This window comes from Ligilactobacillus araffinosus DSM 20653, assembly GCF_001435375.1.
In the GTDB taxonomy this organism is placed as follows: Bacteria; Bacillota; Bacilli; order Lactobacillales; family Lactobacillaceae; genus Ligilactobacillus; species Ligilactobacillus araffinosus.
In genome coordinates, this window is record NZ_AYYZ01000029.1 from 28,623 (window position 1) to 52,743 (window position 24,121).

General features: G+C 41.9%; 25 protein-coding genes. 24 read left to right on the forward strand and 1 reads right to left on the reverse strand.

All coding sequences use genetic code 11. The annotated features are described in order from the left end of the window. The first annotated feature begins 1 nt into the window (after window position 1). The 24 genes from ruvA (at window position 2) to alaS (ending at window position 23,364) form a co-directional block, all read left to right on the forward strand. Window positions 2–607 (forward strand): Holliday junction branch migration protein RuvA, encoded by a 606-nt coding sequence (gene ruvA / locus FC64_RS04625; RefSeq protein ID WP_057906761.1) that lies wholly within the window; start codon window positions 2–4, stop codon window positions 605–607. A gap of 37 nt (window positions 608–644) precedes the next feature. Then, window positions 645–1,655 carry a Holliday junction branch migration DNA helicase RuvB gene (ruvB, locus tag FC64_RS04630; protein WP_057906762.1) on the forward strand — a complete coding sequence of 337 codons (1,011 nt, stop codon included), beginning with the start codon at window positions 645–647 and terminating at the stop codon, window positions 1,653–1,655. 17 nt (window positions 1,656–1,672) lie between these two features. Beyond that, window positions 1,673–2,719: a tRNA preQ1(34) S-adenosylmethionine ribosyltransferase-isomerase QueA gene (queA, locus tag FC64_RS04635; protein ID WP_057906763.1), complete on the forward strand. Its 1,047-nt coding sequence runs from the start codon at window positions 1,673–1,675 to the stop codon at window positions 2,717–2,719. 12 nt (window positions 2,720–2,731) lie between these two features. Beyond that, window positions 2,732–3,877, forward strand: a complete 1,146-nt coding sequence (gene tgt / locus FC64_RS04640; protein WP_057906764.1) for a tRNA guanosine(34) transglycosylase Tgt — start codon at window positions 2,732–2,734, stop codon at window positions 3,875–3,877. An 81-nt stretch (window positions 3,878–3,958) separates the two neighbouring features. Continuing rightward, a complete protein-coding gene (gene yajC, locus FC64_RS04645) occupies window positions 3,959–4,318 on the forward strand; it encodes a preprotein translocase subunit YajC (RefSeq protein ID WP_057906765.1) in 360 nt (119 codons plus the stop codon). A 126-nt stretch (window positions 4,319–4,444) separates the two neighbouring features. After that, complete coding sequence (locus FC64_RS04650) at window positions 4,445–4,933, forward strand: cysteine hydrolase family protein (protein WP_057906766.1); 489 nt, start codon at window positions 4,445–4,447, stop codon at window positions 4,931–4,933. Window positions 4,934–5,580: 647 nt separating this feature from the next. Continuing rightward, entirely contained in the window at window positions 5,581–6,033 is a 453-nt protein-coding gene (fabZ, locus tag FC64_RS04655; RefSeq protein WP_057906767.1) for a 3-hydroxyacyl-ACP dehydratase FabZ, read from the forward strand. Between the two features lie 73 nt (window positions 6,034–6,106). After that, window positions 6,107–6,550 carry a MarR family winged helix-turn-helix transcriptional regulator gene (locus FC64_RS04660; protein WP_057906768.1) on the forward strand — a complete coding sequence of 148 codons (444 nt, stop codon included), beginning with the start codon at window positions 6,107–6,109 and terminating at the stop codon, window positions 6,548–6,550. Window positions 6,551–6,565: 15 nt separating this feature from the next. Beyond that, window positions 6,566–7,540 (forward strand): beta-ketoacyl-ACP synthase III, encoded by a 975-nt coding sequence (locus FC64_RS04665; protein ID WP_057906769.1) that lies wholly within the window; start codon window positions 6,566–6,568, stop codon window positions 7,538–7,540. A 23-nt stretch (window positions 7,541–7,563) separates the two neighbouring features. Beyond that, window positions 7,564–7,806: an acyl carrier protein gene (locus FC64_RS04670; protein WP_057906770.1), complete on the forward strand. Its 243-nt coding sequence runs from the start codon at window positions 7,564–7,566 to the stop codon at window positions 7,804–7,806. A 9-nt stretch (window positions 7,807–7,815) separates the two neighbouring features. Continuing rightward, window positions 7,816–8,778, forward strand: coding sequence for an ACP S-malonyltransferase (locus tag FC64_RS04675; protein ID WP_057906771.1), 963 nt, complete (start codon window positions 7,816–7,818; stop codon window positions 8,776–8,778). Further along, complete coding sequence (locus tag FC64_RS04680) at window positions 8,769–9,497, forward strand: 3-oxoacyl-ACP reductase family protein (RefSeq protein ID WP_057906772.1); 729 nt, start codon at window positions 8,769–8,771, stop codon at window positions 9,495–9,497. The genes FC64_RS04675 and FC64_RS04680 overlap by 10 nt, the downstream gene beginning before the upstream one ends. An 11-nt stretch (window positions 9,498–9,508) precedes the next feature. Further along, window positions 9,509–10,741, forward strand: a complete 1,233-nt coding sequence (gene fabF, locus FC64_RS04685) for a beta-ketoacyl-ACP synthase II (protein ID WP_057906773.1) — start codon at window positions 9,509–9,511, stop codon at window positions 10,739–10,741. Window positions 10,742–10,743: 2 nt separating this feature from the next. Then, entirely contained in the window at window positions 10,744–11,187 is a 444-nt protein-coding gene (gene accB / locus FC64_RS04690; RefSeq protein ID WP_057907106.1) for an acetyl-CoA carboxylase biotin carboxyl carrier protein, read from the forward strand. After that, a complete protein-coding gene (gene fabZ, locus FC64_RS04695) occupies window positions 11,188–11,616 on the forward strand; it encodes a 3-hydroxyacyl-ACP dehydratase FabZ (RefSeq protein WP_057906774.1) in 429 nt (142 codons plus the stop codon). A 3-nt stretch (window positions 11,617–11,619) separates the two neighbouring features. Beyond that, window positions 11,620–13,002 (forward strand): acetyl-CoA carboxylase biotin carboxylase subunit, encoded by a 1,383-nt coding sequence (locus tag FC64_RS04700; RefSeq protein WP_057906775.1) that lies wholly within the window; start codon window positions 11,620–11,622, stop codon window positions 13,000–13,002. Continuing rightward, window positions 12,989–13,843, forward strand: a complete 855-nt coding sequence (locus FC64_RS07500) for an acetyl-CoA carboxylase carboxyltransferase subunit beta (RefSeq protein ID WP_057906776.1) — start codon at window positions 12,989–12,991, stop codon at window positions 13,841–13,843. Before FC64_RS04700 ends, FC64_RS07500 begins: the two co-directional genes overlap by 14 nt. Continuing rightward, window positions 13,836–14,615 (forward strand): acetyl-CoA carboxylase carboxyltransferase subunit alpha, encoded by a 780-nt coding sequence (gene accA, locus FC64_RS07505; protein ID WP_057906777.1) that lies wholly within the window; start codon window positions 13,836–13,838, stop codon window positions 14,613–14,615. Before FC64_RS07500 ends, accA begins: the two co-directional genes overlap by 8 nt. A 17-nt stretch (window positions 14,616–14,632) precedes the next feature. Next, complete coding sequence (gene fabI / locus FC64_RS04715) at window positions 14,633–15,391, forward strand: enoyl-ACP reductase FabI (protein ID WP_057906778.1); 759 nt, start codon at window positions 14,633–14,635, stop codon at window positions 15,389–15,391. A 52-nt stretch (window positions 15,392–15,443) separates the two neighbouring features. After that, window positions 15,444–16,934, forward strand: a complete 1,491-nt coding sequence (gene zwf / locus FC64_RS04720) for a glucose-6-phosphate dehydrogenase (RefSeq protein ID WP_057906779.1) — start codon at window positions 15,444–15,446, stop codon at window positions 16,932–16,934. A 104-nt stretch (window positions 16,935–17,038) separates the two neighbouring features. Beyond that, a complete protein-coding gene (dinB, locus tag FC64_RS04725) occupies window positions 17,039–18,118 on the forward strand; it encodes a DNA polymerase IV (protein WP_081035641.1) in 1,080 nt (359 codons plus the stop codon). Between the two features lie 59 nt (window positions 18,119–18,177). Beyond that, window positions 18,178–19,146: a DHH family phosphoesterase gene (locus FC64_RS04730; RefSeq protein ID WP_057906780.1), complete on the forward strand. Its 969-nt coding sequence runs from the start codon at window positions 18,178–18,180 to the stop codon at window positions 19,144–19,146. After that, entirely contained in the window at window positions 19,139–20,473 is a 1,335-nt protein-coding gene (locus FC64_RS04735) for a DEAD/DEAH box helicase (protein ID WP_057906781.1), read from the forward strand. Before FC64_RS04730 ends, FC64_RS04735 begins: the two co-directional genes overlap by 8 nt. Before the next feature lie 248 nt (window positions 20,474–20,721). Further along, on the forward strand, window positions 20,722–23,364 hold the full coding sequence (gene alaS / locus FC64_RS04740) for an alanine--tRNA ligase (RefSeq protein WP_057906782.1): 2,643 nt from the start codon (window positions 20,722–20,724) through the stop codon (window positions 23,362–23,364). A gap of 183 nt (window positions 23,365–23,547) precedes the next feature. Here alaS and FC64_RS04745 read toward each other — a convergent pair whose 3' ends face one another. Continuing rightward, window positions 23,548–24,099, reverse strand: coding sequence for a DNA-3-methyladenine glycosylase I (locus tag FC64_RS04745; RefSeq protein WP_057906783.1), 552 nt, complete (start codon window positions 24,097–24,099; stop codon window positions 23,548–23,550). Between the last annotated feature and the right edge of the window lie 22 nt (window positions 24,100–24,121).

Here is a 24,121-nt window from a genome sequence, read left to right on the forward strand (position 1 = left end):
TATGTATGAATATTTAATTGGAAAAATCACAGCCATCAATCCGCATTACATTGTGGTTGAAGTTAACGGAATCGGTTATCAGTTACAGGTTGCAAATCCATTCCGGTACGAAGAAAATACCACACAAAAGGTATATGTATATCAAGCGGTTCGAGAAAATGACGTGACGCTATACGGTTTTTACGATCTTGCTGAAAAGCAACTGTTCTTGAAGCTGATTAGCGTTTCCGGAATCGGACCGAAAAGTGCACTTGCGATTTTGGCAACGAATGATCAGGGCGGTTTTGTTGCTGCAATCAATGCAGATGATGAAGCCTATCTGACAAAGTTCCCAAGTATCGGGAAGAAGACGGCCAAGCAAATTATTCTTGATTTAAAAGGCAAAATGGACGATATTGAAACGCCGACGCCAATGGTTGACCAACAAAACCTGGCCCTTGATTTTGATAGCGAACAATCATATCTTAAAGAGGCGCTTGAAGCAATGTTAAGCCTTGGTTATACTAAAACGGAAGTTAAAAAGGTCAGCAAAAAGCTTAAAGATTTTCAAGCCGACTCGACGGACGCTTATTTGAGTGCTGCGTTAAAGTTAGTTTTAAAGAAGTAATGAATTGATTGAATTATGAATAGAAAGGAGCAGACTGATGGCAGAAGATGACCGGATTGTTTCGGGAGAAGCGCTTGATGCGAATGATGAATTTGGGCAGTTAAGTTTACGGCCGCAATTTTTAAATCAATATATCGGACAAACCAAGATTAAAGACGAGATTGCGGTCTATATTCAAGCAGCCAAGCAGCGTGAAGAGTCACTTGATCATGTTTTACTATATGGCCCACCAGGATTAGGGAAAACAACCTTGGCAACGGTGATTGCCAATGAGTTGCAGGTCAATATTAAGACAACTACAGGCCCAGCAATTGAAAAGCCAGGTGACTTGGTTGCGATTTTAAATGAACTCGAACCGGGGGATGTCTTATTTATCGATGAAATTCACCGATTACCGAAAAATGTTGAAGAAATTTTGTATTCGGCAATGGAAGACTTTTACATCGACATTATTGTGGGCCAGGATACAACGGCTCATCCCGTGCATTTTCCGTTGCCGCCATTTACGCTGATTGGTGCAACAACCCGGGCAGGGATGCTTTCAGCACCTTTGCGGGCCCGGTTCGGAATTCTTGGCCATATGAGCTACTATACGGAAACGGAATTGACTGCAATCGTTAAACGGTCAGCTGAGGTTTTTGATACGCAAATCGATGACCAAGGGGCTCACGAAATTGCGCGCCGTTCGCGAGGAACCCCGCGAATTGCCAACCGCTTATTAAAACGAGTGCGAGACTTTTCACAAGTTTCGCAAAAAGAAATGATCGATAAGGAAATCGTCGATTATGCGCTTAAATTGTTACGGGTCGATGAAAAGGGCCTGGATGACAATGACCGTAAGCTTTTACGAACAATGATTTTGCTTTATAACGGTGGCCCGGTCGGCTTATCAACGATTGCTGCCAATATTGGCGAAGAAACCGATACGATTGAAGATGTGATCGAACCGTATTTGCTGCAAATCGGCTTTATTAAGCGGACGCCACGTGGTAGAGTGGTAACAGACGCTGCTTATCAGCATTTAGGATTAGTACGCACAGACAAATAGGAAAGGTGAAATTTAAAATGACAGATAAACCACTAAAGACAGAAGATTTTGATTATGATTTACCCCATGAATTAATTGCCCAAACTCCATTAAAGGAACGGGATGAAGCCCGGATGCTGGTTTTGAATGCCAAAACCGGCGAATACAAGGATGATTATTTCTATGATATTATTGATTACTTAAACCCGGGAGATGCAGTCGTTATGAACGATTCGCGGGTTATGCCGGCACGAATTTACGGTGTTAAGCCCGATACTGGTGGTCACTTGGAAGTTTTGTTATTAAATAATACCGAAGGCGATAACTGGGAAACATTGGTTAAACCTGCCCGGCGTGCCAAAGTTGGGACAAAGATCGTTTTTGGGAACGGTGAATTAACAGCTACGGTCACCAAGGAACTTGAACACGGCGGTCGGATGATCAAGTTTGAATATGACGGAATTTTCATGGAAATTCTTGATAAGTTGGGTGAAATGCCGCTTCCGCCATACATTAAGGAAAAACTTGATGATCCTGAAATGTATCAAACAGTTTACTCAAAGGAAGTCGGTTCAGCAGCTGCTCCAACGGCCGGCTTCCACTGGACAAAGGAACTGTTGAAGAAGGTTGAAGAAAAAGGGGTTAAACTAGTTTACTTAACGTTACACGTCGGATTAGGAACATTCCGCCCAGTTAACGAAGAAAACATTGACGATCACAAGATGCACAGTGAATTTTACAGCATGTCGCAAGAAGCAGCGGACACATTGAATGAAGTTCGCAAAAACGGTGGTCGAATCGTTGCAACCGGAACAACTTCAATTCGGACATTGGAAACGATTGGAACTAAATTTAACGGCGAATTAAAGGCTGATAGCGGCTGGACAGATATCTTTATCAAACCAGGTTACAAGTGGCAAGTTGTTGATGCCTTTATTACAAACTTCCACTTGCCGAAATCAACATTGGTAATGTTGGTTGCTGCCTTTACCGGCCGGAAAAATATTTTGAATGCATACAAGCATGCCGTTCAAGAAAAATATCGTTTCTTTAGCTTCGGCGATGCGATGTTTATTCACAAATAATTAGGAGGATCTATGAGCGAACCAGCAATCAAATACCGGTTAATTAAAAAAGAAAAACATACTGGCGCACGGCTTGGTGAAATCATTACGCCGCACGGAACTTTCCCAACCCCGATTTTTATGCCGGTTGGAACCCAAGCAACGGTTAAGGCGATGTCACCGGAAGAACTGGATGAATTAGGTGCAGATATTATTTTGTCAAATACCTATCACTTGTGGTTGCGGCCTGGTGAGAATCTTGTCCGGGAAGCAGGCGGCTTACACAAATTTATGAATTGGCACAAGGGAATTTTGACGGATTCAGGCGGTTTCCAAGTCTTTTCGTTGGCCGAATTACGGAATATTACCGAAGAAGGCGTTCATTTTAAGAACCACCTGAATGGACACCAAATGTTTCTTTCGCCCGAAAAGGCGATCCATATTGAAAATGCGCTGGGTGCCGATATCATGATGAGTTTTGATGAATGTCCACCGTTTTTTGAAAGTTATGACTACATCAAAAAATCCGTTGAACGGACTAGTCGATGGGCTGAAAGAGGATTAAAGGCGCATCAAAATCCGGAGACACAAGCCTTGTTTGGAATTGTTCAAGGTGGTGGTCATAAAGATTTACGGCAACAAAGTGCTCGTGATTTGGTCGCAATGGACTTTCCGGGTTACTCAATTGGCGGGTTGTCAGTTGGAGAATCAAAGGCGGAAATGAACCATGTTCTGGATTTTACAACACCATTATTGCCGGAAAATAAACCGCGGTACTTAATGGGTGTTGGTTCACCAGATGCGTTGATTGACGGCGTTATTCGCGGGGTAGATATGTTTGACTGCGTTTTGCCGACCCGGATTGCGCGGAATGGAACATGTATGACCTCGCATGGGCGTTTAGTAGTTAAAAATGCCCAGTATGAGCATGACTTTAGTCCGATTGATGATCAGTGCGACTGTTATGCATGCCGGAATTATACGCGGGCCTATGTCCGGCATTTGTTAAAAGTCAATGAAACGATGGGAATTCGCTTAACAAGTTACCACAACTTGTACTTCTTGACGCACTTGATGCAAAGAATCCGGCAAGCAATTTTGGATGATAACTTACTGGAATTCCGGGAAGATTTTTTTGACCAATACGGTTTAAATGTTCAAAATCCTAAGAATTTCTAGGATTTTGTTCGATTTTGCTAGTAACAAAGCAATTTTTTTGATACAGTGTTACCTGTAACGATAATTTAAGGAGTGACAAAGATGAAAGGCGGAGGACTTTACTCAATTATCATGATCGTCATCTTATTCGGATTGATGTACTTCATGATGATTCGTCCACAAAAGAAACAACAGCAACAATGGCAAAACATGATCAATAACTTGAAGAAGGGTGATCATGTTGTTACGCGCGGCGGCTTGCACGGTGTGATTGACAGCATCGATAAGGCTAATAAGACTGTAACGCTTGATTGCGATGGTATTTTCTTGACATTCAGTTTGAACGCAATTGGAAATGTTCAAAGTGCACCTGCTGCTCAAACACAAACAGCCACAACTGAAGAAAAAACGGCTGAATCCTCAAAGGAAGAAACGTCTGCTGATAAGCAAGACGAAAAATAATGTTTTTCATACAGTTCCACTTTGATGGTGGGGCTGTATTTTTTATTTTAAAATTTAAAGAAATATTGACGGATGAAGAACACAGATGATAAAATTTCACCATATTAAAATCGGAAGGAAATTTTTATGGGGAAAGCGTTACTTGTCATAGATATGCAAAATGGAGTATGTACAACCGATATTTATAAGTTAAATCAAACGATTGTAAATATTAATAATCGAATTAAAGACTTTCGAAATCATAAATTACCAGTTATTTTTATTCAACATAATGATCAGGCCTTAAAATCCGGTTCATATAATTGGGAAATAGTGCCACAAATCAATTATTTTAAAGATAAAGACATCACAATTCAAAAAATACATGCAGATGCCTTTTACAAAACAGATTTAAAAAAGAAATTAGAACAATTACAAATTAATGAATTGGAAATTACCGGTGCACAAATAGAATACTGTGTTGATGCAACAATTCGTGTAGCGCATGATTTAGGGTATGAAATAACAATGCATCGAGGAACAACAACGACGTTTGATAATGAATTTTTACCGGCAGCAAAGATGGTTGATTATTATTATCAAATGTGGGATCAGCGATTTTTAACCTTATTTTAGAACGATTTCGTTGCTTAGTCAGGAAAAGTTTGAAGGAAAAGCATTCGTCGTACATCATATTTTTGCATTGTATGATATTTGTTAAAAAAATAAACGATAAGCATTACTTGAAACGATTGCTGACGACAGAAATGAATAGTTTGGGTCAATTTTGATAATCTAAATAACGGAAATTTGTCGCTATTAATTATAAAAATTAAGGATGAGTACCAAAGTAAAAAAATTTTTTTAATTGCGATTCATTATTTTAATTGGAATGTACGTTTTTAATGCTAAGGAAAAAAGACTTTTAAAACAATATCATTGTTTTAAAAGCCTTTTTTTATAATTGGCTTATACTTGAAAAGTAAAAGTAATTTGATAATCAAAATAAGTTTAATTAATAAAAATTCGAAATTAATTATTGTTAAAATAAGATATTTAGAATTTTAATTTTGATCAATAATGTAATAAAGAGTGTGTCTTTATTGATTTTTATTAGATATTTTGATACTTCAAAGTATTATGCCAGTTAACGATTAAAATTTAAAAGAAATTGATATAATTTATAAAATCAATGAAATTTCTGACTTGACAGTCTTTTTTTTATGAAGTATGGTTTGTACATCGAATATTTTGATATTCGAAATAAATCAAGGGGTGATTTTATGAAAGTCATGGATGCTCAAGAAATCATGAAAATCATTCCAAATCGGTATCCGATTTGTTATGTTGACTATGTTGATGAACTTGAGCCGGGGAAGCGGATCGCTGCAACGAAAAACGTGACGATCAATGAATCTTATTTTCGCGGTCATTTTCCTGGGAATCCAGTTATGCCTGGGGTTTTGATTATTGAGACAATGGCTCAAATTGCATCGATCTTGATTTTGAAGTCAGCAGAATTTCGAAATAAGACAGCATATCTTGGCGGGGTTCAAAAAGCAAAATTTAAAAGAATGGTTCGTCCAGGAGATGTGTTAAAAATTGAAGTCGAAATTACGAAACAACGTGATAACATTGGAATTGTAGATGCTAAAGCGCGGGTTGAAGGAAAGGTTGTTTGTTCAGCGGAATTGATGTTTATTGTTTCTTTGAAGGATGAACAGCAGGAGAAATAGCGAAATGCCTTATTTTTTGATATTATTTTGATAGACAAAATATTTGAATAACAAATGATAAGGTGAGAATAGAATGAATGAGCGAGAAAAATACATCGATGAAGCGATGAAAAGAGTTTATGCCGATATTGTGTGGATCGAAGAAAATGAACTTCGCAAAAGCAGTTTTAATGATTTAAGCATTAAGGAAATTCATGCAATTATTGCAATTACAATGTACGATCATCAAACAGCGTCGGAAGTTGCCCGTAAATTACATTTGACCCCTGGAACCTTAACAACTACAGTTGATCGGTTAGTAAGGAAAGGCTATGTTCGGCGGATTCGTGGAGAAGACGATCGCCGAATCATTCGGTTGGGATTAACCCCCAAGGGCCGGTTAGTTTACCGTGCCCATGATGCCTTTCACCGTCAAATGGTACGCAGCTTCTTAAAAGATCTTGATCCGGAGGAAGTTAAAACGATTGAAAAAGCGATTCGCAATTTAGAGGTATTTTTGGAGGCTCACTCTGATTAATGGGAAGGCTGAATTGTGAAAAAGGTAAAAATTAATCAAATTGCTAGTTATGTACCAGCATATACGGTTTCAAATGATGATTTAAGTCAGATTATGGATACGTCTGATGAATGGATCAGCACGCGGACCGGAATCAGGGAACGAAGAATCAGTTTAAATGAAAATACATCGGTTTTATGTACAAAAGTTGCCCAGCAACTGATTGCCAAGGCGCAGATTCCAGTTGATGAAATTGGATTGATCATCGTTGCAACAATGTCACCCGACGCATGTACACCATCAACCGCAGCATTGGTTCAGGGACAGATCAAAGCACCGAATGCGATAGCGTTTGATATTTCAGCAGCGTGTTCGGGGTTCATCTACGGCATGGAAATTGCTCAAAAGATGATGCGGATGAGCGATTTTAAATATGCAATCGTCATTGGCGGTGAAGTTCTTTCAAAGGAAGTTGATTGGACGGACCGGACATCCGCTGTGCTTTTCGGTGATGGCGCTGCCGGGGCTTTGCTTGAGGCCAATAATGATGTAGAAGCCTTTACAGGCACTGATTTAAAAACGTTTGGCAATCTTGGTGATCGGTTAGTTGCCGGAGAAACCAATCCAATCGGCGAGTTTCCGCCGGCACAGTTTACAACTTTTCATCCGTTTAAGATGGACGGCCGGGCAGTTTATAAATTTGCAACAACGGAGGTTCCAAATTCAATTGAACGGGTATGTGATCAAAATCATGTTTCGCTTAATGAAGTTGATTACTTTATTTTGCACCAGGCAAATATTCGAATCATCAAATCAATTGCCAAAAAATTAAACCAGCCGCTCACTAAGTTTCCAAATAACATGGAACGTTATGGAAATACCTCGGCGGCAAGTGTTCCGCTTCTTTTAGCGGAAATGAGAGAGAATGGAGAATTACATGCCGGACAGACGATTATATTATCTGGATTCGGCGGTGGCCTGACAATTGGCAGTCAAATTATAAAATTATAATAAGAACAAGGGAGAAATGGATAATGACAGAAGAACAAATTTTTGAAAAAGTACGTGAAATTGCAGCCGATCAATTAGAAGTTGATCAAGATGATATTAAGTTGACATCAAACATCAAGGATGATCTTGATGCAGATAGTTTAGATTTCTTTGAAATCATGAATGAACTTGAAGATGCATTTGATATTAAATTGGAATCAGATGAAGATGTTGTAACGATCGATGACGTTGTTAAGTACGTTAAGAAACAACTTGATAATAAATAGGAAATTCAGATGACACTTCAATGGGGAATTTTATTTAGCGGTCAGGGTGCACAAAAAACGGGGATGGGCCTTGATTGCTATGAGCAAAGTAATGTGTTTCGGCAGGTAATTGATGCTAGCAGTCAGGAATTGCAGATAGATTTGCTGAAGGTGTTGCGAAACGGAAATGGGGAGCTTGATCGTACGCGCAACGTTCAACCAGCACTTGTGGCGGTTAGCCTTGGTTTTTATGCGATGTTGCAGCATGATTTGCCACAGCTTGATATTTGCGCCAGCGTTGGCTTATCACTTGGTGAATATTCAGCATTGATCGCCAGCGGAAAGCTGCCTTTTCAAGCTGGAATGCGGATTTTGAAAGTCCGGGCACTTGCCATGGAACGGGACAGTCAAGCCGCTGAAGGAAAAATGTATGCAATTGTTGATCCGCAAGATGTTGTTCAAATTTTAACGCTTTGTCAGCGGCAATGTTCAGCGGATCAAGTCGTCCAGATTGCAAATTACAACTCACCGCATCAAATTGTGATTGGCGGCAACGCAGCGGCGACTCGCCAAGTTGCCCAAACGATTCAGGATCAGCGGTTAGCAGCCAAAGTGATTGAACTTCGAGTTGAAGGCGCGTTTCACACGCCGTTATATACTGGGACCCACCATGAATTGGCACGGGTGATTCAAAATAATGATTTCATTGCGAATTCAAAATGTGTGTTAAGTAATACGACAGGAAAGAATTTTGAGTCAGATTCAATTGCGGCAACGTTAATCGATCAGGTTGTGCGACCAACGCACTTTGGCGACTGTTTGCAGCGGATGATTAGTGAAAATCAGGTTAACGCCACCCTTGAAATTGGGGCGGGCAAAGCCTTATCGTCATTTGCGCGTCAAGTTGATCCGCACCTGCAACGGGAACGCATCACAAATTACCGAAACTATCAACGATTTATTGAGAAAGCGGGAGAAAAGGAATGGATCTAACGGGGAAGAATGTTTTAGTAACGGGTTCATCGCGGGGAATTGGAGCCGCCATTGCGGTTAAGTTTGCTGAGCATGGGGCGAACGTAATTTTAAATGCTCGGCATGAACCGACAGAATTGATTCAACAGATTAAGAATCTCGGTGTTCAAGTGCGGTTTATTCAAGCGGATATTTCAAGTTCGTGCGATATTGAGAAAATGATTTACCAACTTGATGATCGTCAAATTGATGTTGATGTTTTAGTTAACAATGCCGGGATCAACCGGGATAAGCTAATGATCAGCATGCGGGAAAAAGACTTCGACGACGTTGTGAATACGAATTTGATTGGAACGTTTCAGGTAACCCAGCCGCTTTTTAAACGGATGCTGAAACGGCGTTCGGGAGTCATCATCAACATGGCAAGTGTTGTCGGCGAACACGGAAATATCGGGCAGGCAAACTATGCTGCAAGTAAAGCCGGGGTAATTGGATTTACGAAGGCGGTCGCTCAGGAAGGTGCATTACGGGGAGTTCGGTGTAATGCGATCGCACCGGGAATGATCGCAAGTTCAATGACCGCGGCGATTGATGAAAAACGGCAAAAAGAAATTAAAGAACGAATTCCGCTTAAACGGTTAGGAACGGCAGAAGAGGTTGCCCAAACAGCACTTTTCCTTGCTCAAAATGATTATTTGACCGGTGAAGTAATTAACGTTGACGGCGGAATGACAATGTAAGGGAGAAAAAGATGACAAGAGTTGTGATTACTGGAATGGGGGCAGTTACACCTTTAGGAAATGACGTTCAAACGTTTACTGCGAACGCATATGCTGGCAAGGTGGGAATTGGTCCGATTACAAAATTTGACGCTGAGGAAACTGGCATTGCGGTTGCCGGGGAAGTTAAAAATTTTGATCCGGCTGAAAAAGTTGGTAAGAAGGCTGCGAAGCGAATGGATCTGTTTTCGCAATATGCAGTTGCTTCGGCAGTTGAAGCCGTTGAACAGGCAGGGATCACGGAAGAAAACACTCGCAGCGAGGATCTTGGAGTCATCTATGGTTCCGGAATCGGCGGCTTAACCACTATTCAGGAACAAATCATCAAGATGCATGAAAAGGGACCGCAACGCGTTTCACCAATGTTTGTCCCGACGGCGATTGCGAACATGGCAGCTGGGAACATTGCAATTCGATTCCATGCCCAAAATATCTGTACGGCAATTGTTACTGCATGTGCAACCGGGACGAATTCAATAGGTGAAGCTTACCGACAAATTAAAGAAGGGCGTGCCCAGGCAATGATTTGCGGTGGTTCCGAAGCATCGGTCAATGAGATCGGGATTGCCGGATTTGCCGCATTAAATGCGTTATCAAAGGAAAAAGATCCAGCCAAGGCTTCAATTCCATTTGATAAAAAGCGCTCTGGGTTTGTTTTAGGTGAAGGTGCCGGAACGCTGGTACTTGAAAGTCTTGAACATGCTCAAAGTCACGGTGCAGAAATTTTAGGCGAAATCGTTGGTTACGGCAGCAACTGCGATGCATATCACATTACGGCCCCTGATCCGACCGGGCAACCAGCTGCCCGTGCAATGCAGGAAGCAATCGTTGAAGCAGGAATCACGGCTGACCAGGTTGGATACATTAATGCTCACGGAACGTCAACGCATGCGAATGATGTTAGTGAATCACTTGCTATTCGGAAAGTATTTGGCGAAAATAGTAAAGTGAGTGTCAGCAGTTTAAAGTCAATGACCGGTCACCTTCTAGGGGCAGCCGGCGCGATCGAAGCAGTATTGACGGTCGATGCGCTTCGACGTCAGGTTCTGCCTCCTAATGTTGGTTTGACGGAACAGGATAAAGAGTGCGATATTAATGTAGTTAAAACCGCAACGCCTGATTCAACGTTAGAATATGCACTTAGCAATTCATTAGGGTTTGGCGGTCACAATGCGGTTCTTGCATTCAGAAGATGGAGTGAATGAGATTGAATTTTGATGAAATAAATAAAATTATTGATAAATTTAATCAATCCTCAGTAAGAGAATTGGACATTAATGATGGTGAATTTCACCTTCATTTGAGTAAAAATGAAAATTCACCGGAAACACCGGTTCAACCAATTCAACCGGTTCGTTCAAGTGAACCCGCAGTGAAGGCTGAAGATTCTTCGAAGAATTCAGCTGCAGGATCAAATCAAATTGTTGCACCAATGGTCGGCACGGTTTACTTGCAACCGGAACCAGGAGCAAAGCCATACGTTGAGCCGGGTAAAATGGTGCATGCTGGTGATGTTGTTTGTGTAATCGAAGCGATGAAAATGTTGACGGAAGTTAAAAGTAACGTTACTGGTCAAGTGAAAAATATTTTAGTTGAAAATGAAGATTTGGTTGAATATGACCAACCATTATTTGAAATCGAGGAAAAGTAAATGGAATTGGATGTTACGGAAATTCAAAAGATTATTCCGCACCGCTATCCAATGCTGTTGATTGATAAGGTAACTGACCTTGAACCGGGGCATAAGGCAGTCGCAATTCATAACGTAACGGCGCATGAAGAAATTTTTAATGGGCATTTTCCAGGAAATCCGGTAATGCCTGGCGTTCTGATCGTTGAAGCTCTTGCACAAACCGGAGCGGTTGCCTTACTGTCAATGCCGGACTTCAAAGGAAAAACGGCATATTTTGGCGGAATCAAGAAAGCCCGGTTCCATCAAATGGTTCGTCCAAGCGATTCGTTACGGCTGGAAGTTGAATTAACGAAATTGAGGGAACATATTGGGAGCGGAAAAGGAATTGCGTATGTTGGCGATCAAAAAGCATGTACAGCTGAACTGACATTTATGATTGGAGAGTAGCTGATGTTTAAGAAAGTTTTAGTTGCAAATCGTGGTGAAATTGCGGTGCGCGTCATTCGAACATTAAAAGAAATGGGAATCAAGACGGTTGCAGTGTATTCAACGACTGACCGCGAAAGTCTCCATGTTCAGATTGCTGATGAAGCTGTTTGCATTGGTGGACCGCAACTTAAAGATTCTTATTTGAATATGAAATCGATCTTAGCCGCTGCAATTGGAACTGGGGCGGAAGCAATTCACCCCGGATTCGGCTTTTTATCAGAAAACAGTGAATTTGCGCGGTTATGTGAAGAATGTCACGTAAAATTTATTGGCCCACGATCGGAAACGATTGAACTGATGGGCAATAAGGCAAATGCGCGGATGCGGATGATGCAAAGCGACGTTCCGGTAATTCCAGGAAGCAAGGGTTTTATTCAAGATACTGCTGAAGCACTTGAAATTGCGGATCTGGTTGGTTATCCGGTTTTGCTTAAAGCGGCTGCAGGTGGCGGTGGCAAAGGAATCCGGGTGGTTCAAGACCGGCAAGAAATGAAGACGGCGTTTACGCAGGCGAAACAAGAAGCTCAGCATGCGTTTAATGACGACCGAATGTATCTAGAAAAGGTAATGCAAGATGTCAAACACCTTGAAGTTCAAGTTTTCCGGGATCAAGCAGGTCATACCTTGGCATTTCCAGAACGGGACTGCTCAGTTCAACGCAATAAACAAAAGATGATTGAAGAAAGTCCTTGTCCAATCTTAACGGAAAAAGAACGGCAAGAGTTGCAGTCAATTGCAATCAAAGCAACTGATGCGCTTAACTATGTCAATACCGGAACAATTGAATGCTTAATGGATCAAGATCATCATTTTTACTTCATGGAAATGAATACCCGGATTCAAGTTGAACATACGATCAGTGAAATGATTACCGGGGTCGATATTGTGCGTGAACAGGTGCGGATTGCTGCCGAGTTAGAACTTGATATTACACAAGCGGATCTGACTCCGCATGGGGTATCACTTGAATGTCGGATTAATGCCGAGGATCCAGCGCGTGATTTTATGCCGCAATCAGGAAAGGTTGACTATCTGTACCTTCCAACCGGAAACCTTGGTGTTCGAATCGATACGGAATTGTATCCTCAATGGACGATCTCACCGTTTTATGATTCAATGGTTGCTAAATTTGTATCATGGGGACCAACCCGGCAAGAGGCAATTGCAAAAATGCAACGCATCTTAGATGAAGCGATTATTAAGGGGGTCCAGACGAACATTGAATTCCACCAGGCATTTCTTGAACGTGATGGTCAATTTGCTAAGGGAACGGTAACGACGGATTATCTTGAAAAGCATTTTTTGCCGGAATGGAAGAAAGGTTTAAATCATGAAACTTTATGAAAATAAATCACGAATCAGTGAGCAGCACGTGAAGGCTGATCATCAAGCGATGGACCGGGTCCCGGACGGTTTGTGGATCACATGTCCTAAGTGTCACCAAGTATTTTTGCGTGAAAAGCTGGGAAAATTCCGAACATGCCCCGAATGCGGTTATGGATTTCGAACAAGCGCCCGGCAACGGGTTGAATGGCTCGCTGATGATTTCAAAGAAATTTTGACGGATATTGAAGAATCGAACCCAATTGATTTTGAAGGTTTTGATAAGAAGATTAAACAATGTCGTGAAAAAAGCGGAATTGATGAATCAGTCTTAACAGGGATTGCTGAAATTCAGCATGAAAAGTGTGCGCTTGCCGTCATGGATCCAGACTTTATCATGGGTTCATTAGGAAGCGTTACGGGTGAAAAACTGACCCGACTATTTGAAATGGCAACACAAAAACGGTTACCGGTTGTTTTATTTGCCCTTTCTGGCGGGGCCCGGATGCAAGAAGGTATCTACTCGCTGATGCAAATGCAAAAGGTTACTCAAGCAGTAATGGAACATTCAAGTGCTGGATTGTTTTATCTGACAGTCTTGACAGATCCAACAACCGGTGGGGTGACGGCCAGTTTTGCCAACCAAAGCGATATTATTTTGGCTGAACCAAAAGCATTAATCGGCTTTGCTGGTCGGCGGGTAATTGAACAAACAATGCATCAAAAGATTGCTGATGACTTGCAGTCAGCGGAAACCTTAATGAAAAACGGTTTGATCGATGACATTGTTCCGCGAGATCGGCAAAAGCAGGTAATTGCAAAGTTATTGCGGTTAAACCGGACGGAGGCAGCAAATGGCTAAAAAAGAACAAACAGCAGCTGAAATTGTGAAGGCTGCTCGGGATAAAAATAAAGTCAGTGCGCGGGAACTGATTACAAATGTTTTTGATGATTTTTATGAACTGCACGGTGATCGGGTAATGGAAGATGATCTGGCAATGATCGGCGGGATTGCTTCGTTCAACGGCCAACCAGTCACGGTAATTGCAACCGATAAGGGAACGACTCCGCAAGAACGAATCGATCGCCATTTTGGCTGTCCAACGCCTGCCGGTTACCGCAAAGCTCAACGGTTAATGGCGCAAGCAGCGAAGTTTAACCGTCCAGTGATTACATTTGTGAACACTGCGGGAGCTTATGCCGGGGCTGAAGCAGAAGAACAGGGGCAAGGATATATGATTGCTCAAAACTTAATGGTGATGAGTGAACTAAAAACACCGTTGATTACTATTATTACCGGTGAAGGCGGTAGTGGCGGTGCGCTGGCATTAGCCGGTGGTGATTCGGTATGGATGCTTGAAAAGAGTATTTACTCGGTCATTTCACCAGAAGCCTTTGCTTCGATTCTGTGGAAGGATAGTTCCCGGGCCGATGAAGCTGCTGAAACATTGAAGATTTCACCGGCAGAATTATTAAAACGGCAGATAATTGAAGGAATTATTCCGGAAAGTGACGATCATATTGAAACGTGCACGGCAATTGCCGATGTGCTTCAAACTGAAATTCAGCGGTTGCAAAAGCTTTCGCTTGAAGAATTGCTTGCACAGCGGCACGCGCGCTTCAGAAAATTTTAATAGGGGATGATTAACGAATGAACGGCTTGCTTGAAGGCAAAAAAATTTTAGTAATGGGCGTTGCAAACAAGCGTTCAATTGCCTGGGGATGTGCTCAGGTAATGGCGCAACAGGGAGCAACGCTTATTTTTACATACCAAAATGAACGGATGAAGAGAAGTTTATCAAAGCTGGTCAACGATGATGAACGGTTAATTGAATGCAATGTGGCGGCTGATGAAAACATCGAAAAGGCATTTACTGAAGTTCAAAGCCGGTTCGGCAAAATCGACGGTATCGTGCATGCAATCGCATATGCTGATCGGAACGAACTTCAAGGCGATGTGATGAAGACGACCCGTGAAGGTTACAATTTAGCACAGGATATTTCAGCATATTCATTGATCGCGGTTGCGCGGTATGGCCAAAAAATTCTGAACCGTCCGGGCAGCATTGTGACGTTGACTTATATGGGTTCAGTACGGGCAATCCCTAATTATAATGCGATGGGAATTGCGAAGGCGGCGCTTGAATCGGCAGTGCGGTATTTAGCCCGCGACATGGGAAAGAATAACATTCGGGTAAATGCTATTTCGGCCGGTGCAATGAAGACGTTAGCAGTTACCGGCGTTGCAGATCATTCCGCTTTGTTGGCTGAATCTGAACGGCGGACGGTTGATCAACACTCCGTGACCTTAGAAGAAATCGGCGGCGTATGTACTTTTTTGATGAGTGATTTGGCAACTGGCGTTGTGGGTGACGTAATTTACGCGGATAAAGGAGTTCATTTGATTTAAAAATCCCTTGTCGCAATTCTGAGTTATAGTACAATGAAAGTGTAAAATCTTGATGAAAGTGACGGGGAACGACTTGAAAGAACGAAAAGCACTTTTTATTATATTTGGCGCAACTGGCGATTTAGCCCAACGCAAACTGTATCCGGCTTTGTTTCATCTTTACCAAAAAGGATTTTTAAAGAATAAATTTGCAGTCATCGGAACTGCCCGGCGGCCGTGGACAAACGAACGGCTTCAGGAAGTAGTTCGAAACAGCGTTGCTGATATGGAAAATAACGCCCTTGAAATCAATCAGTTTGCCAGCCATTTTTATTATCAATCACATAACGTTAATGATACTGAGCACTACATAACTTTAAAAAACTTGGCAGCCAAGTTAGATGAACGCTATCAAATTGGTGGCAACCGCATCTTTTATCTTGCAATGTCACCAACGTTCTTTGGGACGATTGCCAAGCATTTGCGGTCGCAAAATCTTGTAACCGAAAACGGCTATAATCGGTTGGTCATTGAAAAGCCATTCGGCCATGATTTAAAGAGTGCGGAAGCCTTAAACGACGATATTGCCCGTTATTTTGAAGAAAAAGATATTTTTCGAATTGACCATTATCTGGGGAAGGAAATGGCTCAAAGTATTTACGCGATTCGGTTTGCCAACCCGATTTTCAACGCTTTATGGAATAACCGCTATATTTCCAATATTCAAATTACGCTTGGCGAAATTCTAGGGGTTGAAGAACGGGCCGGTTACTATGAACATGCTGGAGCATTGAGGGACATGGTTCAAAATCATATTTTGCAACTTGTTTCTTTATTGACGATGAATGCGCCAGTTTCATACAAAGATACTGATATTGAACGCGAAAAAATCAGTGCATTGAAGGCATTGAAGGTTTATGAACCAGATGAAGTCCGGCAAAATTTTGTCCGCGGTCAATATGGTGCAACGGCAGGAATGCCTGCTTACCGTGAAGAAAGTCAGGTGATGGCCGATTCGATGACCGAAACCTTTGTTGCGGGGCGGATTTTTGTAAATAACATGAATTTTGCCGGAGTTCCGATTTATATTCGGACAGGAAAGCGGATGGCTGTCAAAGGAACTCGAATCGATGTCGTCTTTAAGGACATGCCGAATAACATTTTCTCAAACGAAAAGCTTGATCCGAACGTTTTAACGATCAACGTTGAACCGACTCCAGAGACCAGTTTGCGGTTGAATGAAAAGGAAGTTAGCGAAGAAAATTATCCGGTAAGTAGTGTCACAATGAAATTCAAACACAACTCGGCTTTACGGGCAAAAACGCCGGAAGCATATGAAAAGTTATTGCTTGATGTAATCAAAGGCGATTCAACAAACTTTGTTCACTGGGATGAAGTTCGCTATTCATGGCGGTTTGTTGATGCCATTCGAAAGGCATGGAATGAATCTGACGCGGATCCAGCAATTTTTCCAAACTATGACTGCGGTTCAATGGGGCCGCGCGAAGCGGATGAATTGTTGATTCGCGATGGAAATTATTGGGAGTTTAATCCATTAAGATAAAAATAGGATGTGACTGAGGTCACATCCTATTTTTATTCATTCCTTGATTTCGAACATACATTCGTTTAAAATATTAGCGAAACTTTGAAGGTGAGGTGGAAAACGTGGTAAAGCAGCGGAAAATCGTGCATGTTGATATGGATGCGTTTTATGCATCGGTTGAGATGCGGGACCATCCTGAATTACGGACTAAACCGCTCGTGATTTCACGTAATCCACAGCACACAGGTGGCCGGGGCGTTGTCGCAACGGCGAATTACATTGCACGTTCTTATGGAATCCATTCGGCAATGAGTGCCCAGGAAGCGTTGAAAAGGTGTCCGCAAGCCTACTTTAAGAAGCCGGATTTTCCAAAATACAAATGCGTTTCACATCAAATTCATTCGATTTTTTACGAATATACTGACAAAATCGAGCCAGTGGCCTTTGATGAAGCTTATTTGGATGTTACTGAAAATAAACCGGGAATCGGATCGGCGGTGGCTCTTGCCCATCGAATTCAGCAAGAAATATATGATCAGTTGCATTTAACTTGTTCTACAGGTGTTTCGTATAACAAGTTTTTAGCAAAGCTTGCGTCGGATTACCACAAGCCAGTTGGAATGACGATCATTAACCCGGAGGATGCGCTTGATTTTCTTTTTCCGTTACCGATTGAAAAGTTTCGCGGTATTGGAAAGAAAACAGCACCGAAAATGCGGGAATTAGGGATCAATACTGGTGAAGATCTATATCACTGGAAAGAGATCGATTTAATCTCGAAATTCGGTAAGATGGGCCATATTTTATATCAGCGGGTTCGCGGAATTGATGACCGACCAGTTGAATGGCAGCGGGAACGAAAATCAGTTGGGAGTCAGCGAACATTTGACCAGCCATTAAACTCGATCGAACAGGTCGATGAGCAGTTGAAATTAACGGCTGAGCGGCTCGTAGCTGAACTTAAACGCCAGCAAAAGCACGGCAAAACGATCGTAATCAAGGTCCGGGACAGTCATTTTGAAACGGTCACGAAACGCCTGACGTTTGATGATTATCTTGATAATCAGGCAGACAACTTCGCATATTACGGGCGGCAGTTATTTGACGAAATTCAAGATAATCCAATTGACGTGCGATTATTGGGATTGACGATTACCAACCTTGATCCGTTGGAATTTGATAACATCCGACTCGATCTTTGAAAAAGCTGGGACTTATTTGTATACTTGATAATTGAAGATTAATTGAAAGAGGTCAGAAAATGACAATCGAACAACAAATTATTGAAAAAATCAAAGAATACGATAAAATCATTATTCACCGTCATACAGACCCGGATCCAGATGCATTTGGTTCTCAAGGCGGATTAGCAGAAGTAATTCGGAATAGTTTTCCAGAAAAGACCGTTTACCAAGCAGGTGAAAATGATGGCAGTTTGACATGGATTACAACCGAAGATGAATTGACTGATGATATGTTCAAGGGGGCTTTAGTGATTGCAATCGATACTGCTAATCGGCCACGGGTCGATGACCAACGTTACGATCAGGGCGATTATTTAATTAAAATCGACCACCACCCGGATGACGATCACTATGGTGACATCAGCTTGATTAACACTGGAGCATCAAGTTGTTCGGAAATGGTTGTTGATTTAGTCAATAAATCTGAAGGTCAACTAGTATTGAATCAAAAAGCTGCGCGGATGTTATATGCCGGGATTGCAGGCGACACTGGCCGGTTTATGTATGACAATACGACAGCGCACACATTACGCGTAACGGCTCAATTATTTGAATTTGATATCAATGCTTCTGAAATGAACCGGAAAATGGATGATATCAGCCAAGGCGTTGCCAAGTTATCGGCATATGTTTGGGATAACATGATCATGACAGAACACAATGCCGCATATATTGTCTTGAAGCATGATTTAGTTAAGAGTTTTGATCTTGGAGCTCAAGGAACAGCTCCAATTGTGTCTGTGATTGGTAAAATTGATAAGGTTGTTTGCTGGACACTCTTTGTTGAAGGCGAAGACGGTAAATACCGCTTAAATATTCGTTCAAAGGGTCCGGTAATTAACGAACTTGCTAAAGAATACGGCGGTGGCGGTCACCCATTAGCAAGTGGAGCCATGATGGACACCTTAACGGATGATCAATTGAAAGAATACGTTGCGAAGTTAGATCAAATCGCCGCAACATACACAGGAGAAAAGAATGACTAAAGAATTTAAGGATTTTAATTTTAAACCCTTTATTAACAAAGCATTGAAAGCGATGGACTTTCGGAACCCGACGCCAGTTCAGGAACGACTGATTCCAACGATTCTGAAGGGAAAAAGTGTAGTTGGTCAGTCGCAGACTGGAAGCGGGAAGACCCATACGTTTCTTTTACCGATTTTCCAAAAAGTTGATCCAAGCGGCCCAGCACAAGCGGTAATCACCACGCCGAGTCGGGAACTGGCATATCAGATTTATGAAGCGGCAAAGCAGATTACGAAGTTCGCTCCGGAACCAATCATCGTTCATAATTATGTTGGGGGAACGGACAAGCAACGGCAAATTGAAAAATTAAGTCACAACCAGCCACAAATCGTGATTGGAACTCCCGGCCGAATTTTAGATTTGATTCGCGCCCAAGCACTTGATGTTCACGAAGTTCAGCAATTTGTTGTTGATGAAGCGGATATGACGCTGGACATGGGATTTTTGGATGACACGGATGCAATCGCATCATCACTGCCGCAAGATTTGCAGATGATGGTCTTTTCAGCTACGATTCCTGAAAAGTTGCAACCATTCTTGCATAAATACATGGAAAATCCAGTCGTTGAGGTTGTGAAAAACCAAACAATCATCAGCGATACGATCGATAACTGGTTGATTTCAACGAAGGGGCGCGACCGCAACCAAATTATCTATAAGTTGTTGACAATGGGCGAGCCGTACTTGGCATTGGCTTTCACGAACACGAAGGAACGGGCAGATGAACTGACAGATTACTTGCGTTCCCAAGGATTAAAGGTTGCGAAGATTCATGGTGGATTACAACCGCGGGAACGAAAGCGGATCATGAAGGCCGTTCAAAATCTTGAATATCAATACGTTGTTGCAACCGATTTGGCAGCACGGGGAATTGATATCCAAGGCGTTTCACATGTTATCAACGATGATTTGCCAACCGACCTTGAATTCTTTGTTCACCGGGTTGGTCGGACAGGCCGAAACGGGATGAGCGGAATAGCAATTACGCTTTATGAACCGAACGATGAAAGTAAGATCGAAGAACTTGAAAAGATGGGTATCAAGTTTGAACCGAAGGCTATTCGGAATGGCGAGATTGTTGATTCATATGACCGGAATCGGCGGTTGAAGCGGAAGAAGATCCGTGAGAAGATGGATCCGAAACTGCAAGGAATGGTCAATAAACAAAAGAAGAAACATAAACCAGGGTATAAGAAGAAAATTCAGCGCGCAATCAAGCGTGATCAGCAGCAAAAGCGGCGGATCGCCCAACGACAAGCGCGGCGTAAAGCACGCAAGTCACAGTAACGGATTGACAAACTCTTAATTTTTAAATATACTTTTGAGAGATTAGGATATGTTGTTTTACGGATTCTTTTCAGCGAGGGTTTGGTTGGTGCAAAAACCTGAGAATTGTAAAATAATGCTCCCTATGATGACATTGAAATTAATAAATTTAAAGAGGTTACGATAAAGTATCGTTGCAAGCAGGGTGGTACCGCGCATGTGCGTCCCTGCAGGCAATGGTACTTTTTGTATATTGGAAAGGGAAAAACATGAAAGAATTATCAAGTGCCGAAGTACGACAAATGTATTTGGATTTCTTTAAATCAAAGGGCCACGATGTTTTGAAAAGTGCGCCATTGATCCCACAAGATGACCCGACATTGTTATGGATCAACTCAGGGGTTGCAACGATGAAGAAGTATTTTGATGGAACGGTTGTTCCGAAAAACCGCCGGATGACAAGTTCACAAAAATCAATTCGGACAAACGATATTGAAAATGTGGGTCATACTGCCCGCCACCATACATTATTCGAAATGCTCGGAAACTTCTCTGTTGGGGACTATTTTCGGAATGAAGTTATTCCGTGGGCATGGGAATTGTTGACCAGCCCAGAATGGTTCGGAATGGATCCTGAAAAACTTTACATTACGGTTTATCCAAAAGATAAGGAATCAAAGAAAGTGTGGATGAAGGCCGGCGTTGCTGAAGACCACATTTATCAAGTTGAAGACAACTTCTGGGATATCGGCGAAGGTCCATGCGGTCCGGATTCAGAAATTTTCTATGACCGGGGACAGGAATTCAATAATGTTGCGGAAGATGATCCTGAAAACTATCCGGGTGGCGAAAACGAACGCTACCTTGAAATCTGGAACATCGTCTTTTCAGAATACAACCACAAGCCAGATGGCACGTATGAACCGCTTCCGCATAAAAACATTGATACGGGGATGGGCCTTGAACGGGTCGTTTCCGTTTTCCAACATGCGAAAACAAACTTTGAAACCGATTTGTTTATGCCGATCATCGATGAAACGGCGCAAATGTCAGCTGGCAAACAGTATGGCGATAATGCCGATAGTGATGTTTCATTTAAGGTTATTGCGGACCACGCGCGGGCAATCACATTTGCCATCGGGGATGGTGCATTGCCATCAAACGAAGGCCGCGGCTATGTTATCCGCCGGTTGATTCGACGCGCTGAACTTCACGGGCAAAAGTTAGGCATTGATGGTGCATTTTTGTACAAGTTAGTGCCGATTGTTGGAGACATCATGAAATCTGCTTACCCTGAAGTCTTGGAACAAGCTGAATTCATCCAAAAAGTTATCAAGATGGAAGAAGAACGGTTCAACAACACCTTGAAGGATGGAATGCAATTGCTTGACCAAGTGATCGCTGATGCCAAGGAAAATAAGCAAGATAAGATTGACGGCAAAACTGCTTTCAAGTTATACGATACTTATGGTTTCCCATTGGAATTAACGGTTGAATACGCGAACGATGCCGGATTAGGCGTTAATGAAGATGAATTCCAAAGCGAAATGGATGCTCAAAAAGAACGTGCGCGGAATGCCCGGAGCAATGAAAAATCAATGGGTGTTCAAAACGGCTTGTTAACGGATATTAAGACTCCAAGTGAATACGTTGGTTACGAAAAACTTGATGCCCAAGGTGTATTGAAGGACATTATTGTTGATAATCAATTAGTGGATGAAGTTGCTAATGGCGAAGCTAAGATGATTTTCTCAGTTACTCCATTTTATGCTGAAATGGGGGGGCAAGTTGCTGACCAAGGGGTTATCAAGGACGAAAATGAAGAAGTCGTTGCGGAAGTTGAAGATGTTCAACACGCTCCAAACGGCCAAAACATGCACACCGTGAAAGTTTTGAAGAAGATGACCAAAGAACATGAATATGAATTGGTTGTTAACAAACAGTTCCATGATAAAGTCCGGAAGAACCACACCGCAACGCATTTGCTTGATCAAGCATTACGTGATGTTTTAGGCGAACACACGCACCAAGCCGGTTCATTGGTTGAACCAACATACTTGCGGTTCGACTTTACGAACTTAGGCTCGGTTACAGCTGAAGACCTTGATAAGGTTGAACGCATCGTGAACGAAAAAATTTGGGATGCGTTACCAGTTGAAACCGTTGAAACTGACATCGAATCAGCCAAGAAGATGGGTGCAATCGCATTGTTCAGCGAAAAGTACGGCGATGTTGTTCGGGTCGTTAAGATTGGCGATTACTCAATGGAATTCTGTGGTGGAAACCATGCTGATAACACCAGCGAACTTGGTTTGTTCAAGATTGTTTCTGAATCAGGTGTCGGTGCTGGTGTTCGCCGGATTGAAGCCGTAACTTCAAAGGAAGCATACGAATTCTTGCAACAACGGAATAACATCTTGAACGAATCAGCCGCTAAATTGAAGGTTGCTCAAGTTAAGAATGTTCCAAGCAAGATTGATCAAACCCTTGCTCAAATCAAGGAACTTGAACAACAAAAACAAGCCTTAGAAGACAAGTTTGCAAGTCAACAGGCTGCTGATGTCTTCAAGAACGTGCAAACAATCAACGGCAAGACATTGATTGCTTCGCAAGTCAACGTTTCAGGAATGAACCAATTACGGCAATTGGCTGACCAATGGAAGGCCAAGGGTCTTTCAGATGTTCTTGTTCTTGGAACGGCAACCGAAGACGGCAAAGTCAACTTGATCGCTGCCATGAGCGATGCCGCAATGAAAGCCGGCTTAAAAGCGGGCGACTTGATTAAAGAAATTGCCCCATTAGTTGGTGGTGGCGGTGGTGGCCGACCAAATCTTGCTCAAGCCGGTGGAAAGAAACCAGCTGGGATGCAGGATGCATTGAAGGCTGCCGCTGAATGGTTGGAAAATAAATAGTAAAGATTACTTAATGAAAAGAGGTTGTGACATAAGGCACAGCCTCTTTGTTATTTATACCTGCACAATGAAATTTCCAAATAAACGAACTATGACACAAAGTCAGAAAAGTTCAAAGGCCTCCGAGTTGTATGATTCGGAGGCCTTTTGTTTTCAGCACGTTCATTTTTAACATTTTGTCATTTAATATTTAAAACAACTGGTTTCATGGTCATTAACCATCCCGATTGCCTGAATAAATGACTGAATCGTAATCGGTCCGGTAAATTTAAAACCATCTTCTTTCATTTGTTTGCTGATTTTGATTGAGAGTTCTGTTTTGGAAGGAATTTCATGGTAATTTTGATAATGATGCTTGATTGTTTTAAAATCGGTAAATTGCCATAAATATTCATTTAGCGATTTTGGAAGTTTTAGAACAACTTTTGCATTATTGATTGTTGCTTCGATTTTTTTGCGATTGCGAATAATTGACGAATTTTGCAACAGCATTTTAATTTTTTTATCAGAATATTGACTGATTTGACGAACATCAAAATTATCAAAAGCGATTTTAAAAGCAAGCCGCTTCTTTAAAATTGTATTCCAACTAAGACCCGCTTGAAAAATTTCAAGAGTGAGGAGTTCAAATAATTTTGAGTTATGATGACACGGAACGCCCCATTCTTGGTCGTGATATTCTTGAGCAAGTTGATTTTGAGTTGCCCAATGACAACGAATTAAATTTGACAAAATTTCACTCCTCTTAATGATATTA

Bases quoted from the DNA above. Each gene is read 5' to 3' on its own strand.
- ruvB (WP_057906762.1), top strand. From the start codon at position 645: ATGGCAGAAGATGACCGGATTGTTTCGGGAGAAGCGCTTGATGCGAAT.
- FC64_RS07500 (WP_057906776.1), top strand. From the start codon at position 12,989: ATGAAACTTTATGAAAATAAATCACGAATCAGTGAGCAGCACGTGAAG.
- fabZ (WP_057906774.1), top strand. From the start codon at position 11,188: ATGGAATTGGATGTTACGGAAATTCAAAAGATTATTCCGCACCGCTAT.
- queA (WP_057906763.1), top strand. From the start codon at position 1,673: ATGACAGATAAACCACTAAAGACAGAAGATTTTGATTATGATTTACCC.
- fabF (WP_057906773.1), top strand. From the start codon at position 9,509: ATGACAAGAGTTGTGATTACTGGAATGGGGGCAGTTACACCTTTAGGA.
- FC64_RS04735 (WP_057906781.1), top strand. From the start codon at position 19,139: ATGACTAAAGAATTTAAGGATTTTAATTTTAAACCCTTTATTAACAAA.
- accA (WP_057906777.1), top strand. From the start codon at position 13,836: ATGGCTAAAAAAGAACAAACAGCAGCTGAAATTGTGAAGGCTGCTCGG.
- zwf (WP_057906779.1), top strand. From the start codon at position 15,444: ATGAAAGTGACGGGGAACGACTTGAAAGAACGAAAAGCACTTTTTATT.
- ruvA (WP_057906761.1), top strand. From the start codon at position 2: ATGTATGAATATTTAATTGGAAAAATCACAGCCATCAATCCGCATTAC.
- FC64_RS04700 (WP_057906775.1), top strand. From the start codon at position 11,620: ATGTTTAAGAAAGTTTTAGTTGCAAATCGTGGTGAAATTGCGGTGCGC.
- alaS (WP_057906782.1), top strand. From the start codon at position 20,722: ATGAAAGAATTATCAAGTGCCGAAGTACGACAAATGTATTTGGATTTC.
- yajC (WP_057906765.1), top strand. From the start codon at position 3,959: ATGAAAGGCGGAGGACTTTACTCAATTATCATGATCGTCATCTTATTC.
- tgt (WP_057906764.1), top strand. From the start codon at position 2,732: ATGAGCGAACCAGCAATCAAATACCGGTTAATTAAAAAAGAAAAACAT.
- fabZ (WP_057906767.1), top strand. From the start codon at position 5,581: ATGAAAGTCATGGATGCTCAAGAAATCATGAAAATCATTCCAAATCGG.
- FC64_RS04670 (WP_057906770.1), top strand. From the start codon at position 7,564: ATGACAGAAGAACAAATTTTTGAAAAAGTACGTGAAATTGCAGCCGAT.
- FC64_RS04680 (WP_057906772.1), top strand. From the start codon at position 8,769: ATGGATCTAACGGGGAAGAATGTTTTAGTAACGGGTTCATCGCGGGGA.
- fabI (WP_057906778.1), top strand. From the start codon at position 14,633: ATGAACGGCTTGCTTGAAGGCAAAAAAATTTTAGTAATGGGCGTTGCA.
- FC64_RS04650 (WP_057906766.1), top strand. From the start codon at position 4,445: ATGGGGAAAGCGTTACTTGTCATAGATATGCAAAATGGAGTATGTACA.
- FC64_RS04660 (WP_057906768.1), top strand. From the start codon at position 6,107: ATGAATGAGCGAGAAAAATACATCGATGAAGCGATGAAAAGAGTTTAT.
- FC64_RS04730 (WP_057906780.1), top strand. From the start codon at position 18,178: ATGACAATCGAACAACAAATTATTGAAAAAATCAAAGAATACGATAAA.
- FC64_RS04675 (WP_057906771.1), top strand. From the start codon at position 7,816: ATGACACTTCAATGGGGAATTTTATTTAGCGGTCAGGGTGCACAAAAA.